The organism is Spirosoma aerophilum (genome assembly GCF_054782495.1).
The window spans coordinates 1-5604 of the sequence record NZ_BAAGSJ010000054.1; the positions used below are offsets into that span (position 1 = coordinate 1).

The following is a 5604-nucleotide window of genomic DNA, read 5'->3' on the forward strand; positions in this document are numbered from 1 at the left end:
AAAAAAAACGGCATTTAGGGAGCTGACGCGAAATCCAACAAAGGGCTGACGCAACAAGAGGTAACACAGGGGAAAGAAGAAGCAGAAAAAAACAAAAACACCAAAAAGTAAAAAGGGCAGAAGGGGGCGAACTATAAATTTAGTTAAGAGCCTGGAACCCGCTGGTTTTTTAGTGGAAACAGCCCCCTTTTTAAAGTGGTGACATACGATGTCACCACCCCTTTTTTGCCCCGCTGTTAATTGTACTTTTCCGAGGGTTGTTGTATAAGAGTTCTTATGTTAAGGGAATATTCTAAGTTCAGCCGTCCTACAAGAGCCCTGAAAACAGGTCAGGTTGTACGTTGGAAAGGGGAGAAGAAAGGCCGGTATTATGTTAATGAAATATCTGTAGATTGAATCTGCTCAGTATGAGTAAAGGCCCGTTGAAAATGGCCTTAGGGGTTAACATAACGTTTACCTATATAACAGGTTTGTACAACACACATATCTTAACTTTTGACTCACATCGTATGAAATCTTTACTACTTTTTCTAGCAGTATTCGGTGCATCTAATGCCTACTTATCCGCTCAAAGCCGGGTCTCAGTTGCTCCTACGTATTGGTTCAATGACAATGCTTATTCCTATCAGGTCGACGTGTCATTAGTTGGCCCGACTAGTCGAATCAACGTAGATGAGCACAATCAAACTTCATCGTTTGGGTTGAGCGCACATTACCAGTTTGCCCCTAAATGGGATGCATCGGTAGGAGCACTCTATTACCGGGGAAAAGCTAATTTGATTGTATTGAGCGATCAAGGGGATCGTATTCCCTACACCCAAGAGGGCTGGCAAGTACCCGTTTTAGTGAACTACCAGCTAACTGAGGGTCGTTTATCCCCCTATTTTTCAATTGGTGCTCTTTGGGCTAAGGCTGCAAAGCTTGCTGGTGGGTCCAAGACAAGCGGCCTAGTTGGTATTGGCTTAAACTACCGATTCAGTTCGGCCTTATCACTCTTATTGCAGCCCACGGCTAGTTACTCCTTTAAGAGACCAAGTAATACTTCTGTATTACAATTTAGCAATTATACCAACTATACCCTGGGTGTGCAGACTCAATTAAATTGGCACTTCTAACTTATCAGTCTTTAACTAATCTCATTACATAAGTCTAGTTATGCAGTAGGTCTAGATAAAGTACAACTTACTGCCCCACAGTGAGTTAGTACTATTCCTAGACCTGTTGCATAACTACGATTATGTAAAGAGATTAAAGATAGAAATGAAACAGAGTCACAGTTTTTAACTGAACATTGAAAAGTACTTTTTAGAGATAATATCTCAGGTTCAAAGACCAAACTCGATTGTACTGAGGAACAAATCTTATCAGGATTGGGACTCCGGTTATAGGATCAGGCACCCTAGTATCTTCACGTATTGTTTTCATGCCATGATAATACCGAGCATCAATGACAAAGTGTTTACTAAGTTGGTATCCTAAACCACCAATTAAACCTGCATCCAACTTTGTCATATTTTGCACAGCTAATGCTTGATCTTTATGAGAAGCAAAATAATTGCGGCCCGATAGAAAATAGCCTATCTGACCGCCTAACTCAATGAATACAGGCTCCCCTTTAGGTTTAAACTGGCCAGTTATGGGTAATAATAGATAGTTGAGTTCAGTAACACTGACATCATTTCCTAGTAATCCAATGGCTTTAGCTCTACCTCCCTGGCGCGCGTACTTCAGTTCATAAGCCAAGGCAAATTTGGGCGACAATCTCTGCTCCACTGAAATTCCTATGTTATAGTCCCATAGTAGTCCAGTCGCGTTTTTTATGGATGGCGTAGCAATCTGTGATGCGCTTAATCCGCCTGTAAATCCGAACCGGTGCATAATCTTGTTTTGACTATACGCAGGAAGGAAACTGAGTATACAAAAAGCGTTGAAAAGAAGTCGTTTTAACGTCATGAGTATAGGGTCGATTTTGTTGCATAAGTGTGATTATGTAAAGTCGGACAAAAACTCGTAAATGTCCGACAGGTTGTAAAAGGCCCCTCGTTTGCGTAATTATGTGGCAGACAAAAAGGCAGACATGACCACAAACGAGCCAGATCACAACCCGAACCCCCAAAAAGCAGGGCAGACAGAAACTCCAGAAAGTCCGACACCTCTAAAAACAGGAAGGCCGAACCGTGACACCCTGGAGCCTGCCCGATGGACCATTCGAGGGATTGAAACCGATACCCGGTTAACCATCGAGAAGGCCGCCGAACGAAGCGGCAAAACGTTAGGTCAGTTTTTCAACACCGAACTTCGGGAAGCCGCAGTAAACGTACTCAAAAAAGGTAATCAACCGCCCGCTCGTCCAGAAGACCTGGTCGGTGATTTGGTAGAAAAGTTAAAGACCGAATTGCAGGCTAGCCAGGCAACCGAATTACAATCGATTCGAGATGCCATTGAACGCCGACCGGCCAGCTTACGAGAGTGGTTGTTCGGCAAGCGGTAAAGCTGGCCAGCATCTTCCTGAATGATCCCCTAACAAAACAGGGAAAGAAAATACGCGCCCTCTTTCACTCTTTCAAATCGTTTGTTAGCTTGCCGTTGCTTTCGCGCGCGTACCACCTTTTAAAAACAAAGGTGGACTCACTCCACAAGTGAACTCAGCTTAGTCTCTCCCTACGGTCGATTCACGCTGAGATTCCCTTGCTTTGTTCGTCTCGCAGAGCGCACCCGACAACCTAACCTTTCCCCTGTTATCTATGGCATACGCTATCCTGCGAGTGGCTAAATTAAAGACGATGGGTAATGTCAGTGGCCACGGTTCGCACGTCGAACGCCAGCGCCAAACCCTGAATGCGGACCCCGAGAAGGTGAACCTGAATCAGCGATTGGCCGGCACCAGTGATCCGGCTGCGGATGTTAAAGTACGGTTTGATGAGATGCAGATCGAACCCCGTAAAGGGGCTGTGGTAGCCATCGACGTATTCATCTCGGCCAGCCCCGAACATTTCAAAACGAATCACCCAAATGACCCTAACTGGAAGGCGTTCCAAGCGAAAGCCATGGACTTCCTGCGCCAGGAATACGGAGCGGCCAACGTGGTGCATGCCGTCGCTCACCATGACGAGACAAGCCCCCATCTGCATGCCATTGTGACCCCCATCCGCAGTAAGACCGTCAAGGTGGGCCGTAAGGTCAAAGTGGAGCGAACCGAAAACCGGCTGTGTGCGCGGGACTGGTTGGGGGGCGACCGGATCACGCTGAGCAAATTGCAAAGCCGCTTTGCCGATCATGTCAAAGAGTTGGGCTTAAGTCGGGGTATTGAGGGTAGCAAAGCGAAACACACGGAGGTGAGCCAGTTCTATTCCGTGATGAAGGAGACAACGGCCCAAGCTCAGGCGGTTCACCTGGCTTTGGCACCGATTGAGAAAGACTATTACGTCAAGTCGGTAGCCGCCCCTCGGGTGATCGATCGGATCTACTTGCATGATTATGCTCGTCATGAAGTGAATCAAGCCCTGAATGCTGTATCAGCGCAAATTCAGCAAAGCAATGAGAATGTCAAGAGAGCCCGCAGTGGTCAACTGGTCGAGCTACAAAACCCAGTCACCAACGCCTTAATCCAGAAGGGGCAAACTCGCCAGAGCCAAGCCGAGCAAGCCCTGGAGCAGTTGGGCTACCGGCTAAACGTGCATGGGAAGTTAGAGAACATCCTGGAGGAGCGTCAAAAAGCCTTCAAAAGGACGATTAGCCGAAGTCTAGGGAAATGTACCACCATCGAGGAGTTACGGGCTGATTTGGCCGGAAAAGGCATCAAAATGAACTTCTACAAGGATGAGCCAGAAATCTATCAAGGTAAAGGCTACAATGGGGCTGGTTTCGATGATGGGCAGGGGCGAATCTGGGGCCATGAGCTAGGAGCCGACTTTACTACCGGTCGTTTGGTTGAGCAATTAGCGCAGTTCCAAGCCCAGCGGGAACGAGCTGAACGGGAGAAGCTCTATCAAGTGACGGTAGATGGCTTGATGGCCAGTTACTTTCTGATTTGTAAAGGGGATTCAACAAAGGTGCGGCAGATGTTGGCTAACACCACCGCCCAGCAACGGGAAACCACCATTAGTCAGTTCAGGGAGATCCACGGTCCGGAAGGGGCTACCTACGCCCGGCAACAACTCGAACGCTTTGACAAAATGACCGACTACCAGTTGGCCACTGAACGGGATTCATTGAAAAAGCTGGGCCATGATGTAGGTCTGAGTCAAGGGCGGAAACAGGGGCAAGGCCGGTAGGCTCCCTACAGGGTCAGGCTTCTTTTTCTTTCCCCTTTGGCTGTTTCAATCCTAGTCGAGTGAGCAGGTAACCAGCCACGTTCTTTTCGACTTTGACCTTGCCCGTCTGCAGCTCGTAGGCAAACTTGTTGACCTCCTGAATTAGATCCGCCGAGTTCATAATCTGGTTGACCACATCAGCCCGTTTGATATTCCACTTCTCCAGTAGGAGCCGGACGTTTTGATATTGGGCGTCTGACACACCTACCGGGGCGGCTCCCATTTTAACGGCTCCGTTGTCCACTGGCAGGATTACAGCCAGGGGTTGAGCCTTAACGATGAAGGTGATATTTTTGAAGCTGCGGCCCTTCTTTTCGAGGGTGTAATTGATCTGTAAATCAGTGTGCTGGTTTATTTGCTTGACTGACTCATCAAGTACAAACTGCTTCAGTTGCCCAATCTGTCTATACTGCTCATTACCCTTGTCATCAAGTAAGGACAGCATCTTTTTGAATTCGTCCAAGCTAAAGGTTTGGGTCTGGCCTTTGTCCTTCCATTGGCTGCATAGGGTATAAATTCGCTTAGCATACTTGCTACTTAGACGCAGAGCTGCATAGAGTTGGAAGGAGGTAAAATTATCCTTTAAATCGAATAGATATGGCTTGATTGGATTAGTAAACTCAACTTCAATAATCCCCGTACCATGCACATACTCAATACGTTGGAACATCCACAGTTGTATATAACTCTTGGGTGTTGAGACTTCAAACATGCGGCTCCCCATGCCCTCAGTGGCCAGCCGCAGTTGCTGGTAATTATACTTCTTGCCTGTCAGTTTCCCCATTTCAATAACTGACACTTCATAAACTCCATCAGTTTTGTCTTTTCGCAATTTGGCCAGTAGATACAGAAAGATATCCAATTGCATCTCTGAGTACTCGTAACGCGCATTGGTGATAGCGTTATGCTGACGTACTTCTATAGCTTGATTCATCGCTAATTCACTCAATTTGAGGATTTCTACGTTTTATAACGCTAAAAAACAAAATTAATTCACAGTATGTTAAATTAACCTGTTTTTTCGCTTATCAAACCTGTTTTTTCAACTTATCAAACCTGTTTTTTCGCTTATCAAACCTGTTTTTTCGCTTATCAAACCTGTTTTTTCGCTTATCAAACCTGTTTTTTCGCTATATATATAGGATAACAAATAGAACAAAGTTTTACAAATACACAAAGATTGTGTTGTCAAAAAAAACGGCATTTAGGGAGCTGACGCGAAATCCAACAAAGGGCTGACGCAACAAGAGGTAACACAGGGGAAAGAAGAAGCAGAAAAAAACAAAAACAC

At 46.1% G+C, this 5604-nt stretch carries 5 protein-coding genes; 3 read left to right on the forward strand and 2 right to left on the reverse strand.

Translation table 11 applies throughout. The features are described from left to right. Positions 1 to 509: 509 nt before the first annotated feature. Complete coding sequence (locus ACYVK4_RS33465) at positions 510 to 1115, forward strand: outer membrane beta-barrel protein (protein WP_461131939.1); 606 nt, start codon at positions 510 to 512, stop codon at positions 1113 to 1115. 190 nt (positions 1116 to 1305) lie between these two features. On the opposite strand, the gene ACYVK4_RS33470 is transcribed toward ACYVK4_RS33465, so the two are convergent. Further along, on the reverse strand, positions 1306 to 1953 hold the full coding sequence (locus tag ACYVK4_RS33470) for a porin family protein (protein WP_461131940.1): 648 nt from the start codon (positions 1951 to 1953) through the stop codon (positions 1306 to 1308). 124 nt (positions 1954 to 2077) lie between these two features. On the opposite strand from ACYVK4_RS33470, the gene ACYVK4_RS33475 reads away from it, so the two are divergent. Continuing rightward, complete coding sequence (locus tag ACYVK4_RS33475; protein ID WP_461131941.1) at positions 2078 to 2491, forward strand: hypothetical protein; 414 nt, start codon at positions 2078 to 2080, stop codon at positions 2489 to 2491. A gap of 253 nt (positions 2492 to 2744) precedes the next feature. Next, complete coding sequence (gene mobV, locus ACYVK4_RS33480) at positions 2745 to 4274, forward strand: MobV family relaxase (protein ID WP_461131942.1); 1530 nt, start codon at positions 2745 to 2747, stop codon at positions 4272 to 4274. Positions 4275 to 4287: 13 nt separating this feature from the next. Here the strand turns inward: mobV and ACYVK4_RS33485 are convergent, their stop codons facing one another. Next, positions 4288 to 5247: a RepB family plasmid replication initiator protein gene (locus tag ACYVK4_RS33485; protein ID WP_461131943.1), complete on the reverse strand. Its 960-nt coding sequence runs from the start codon at positions 5245 to 5247 to the stop codon at positions 4288 to 4290. Between the last annotated feature and the right edge of the window lie 357 nt (positions 5248 to 5604).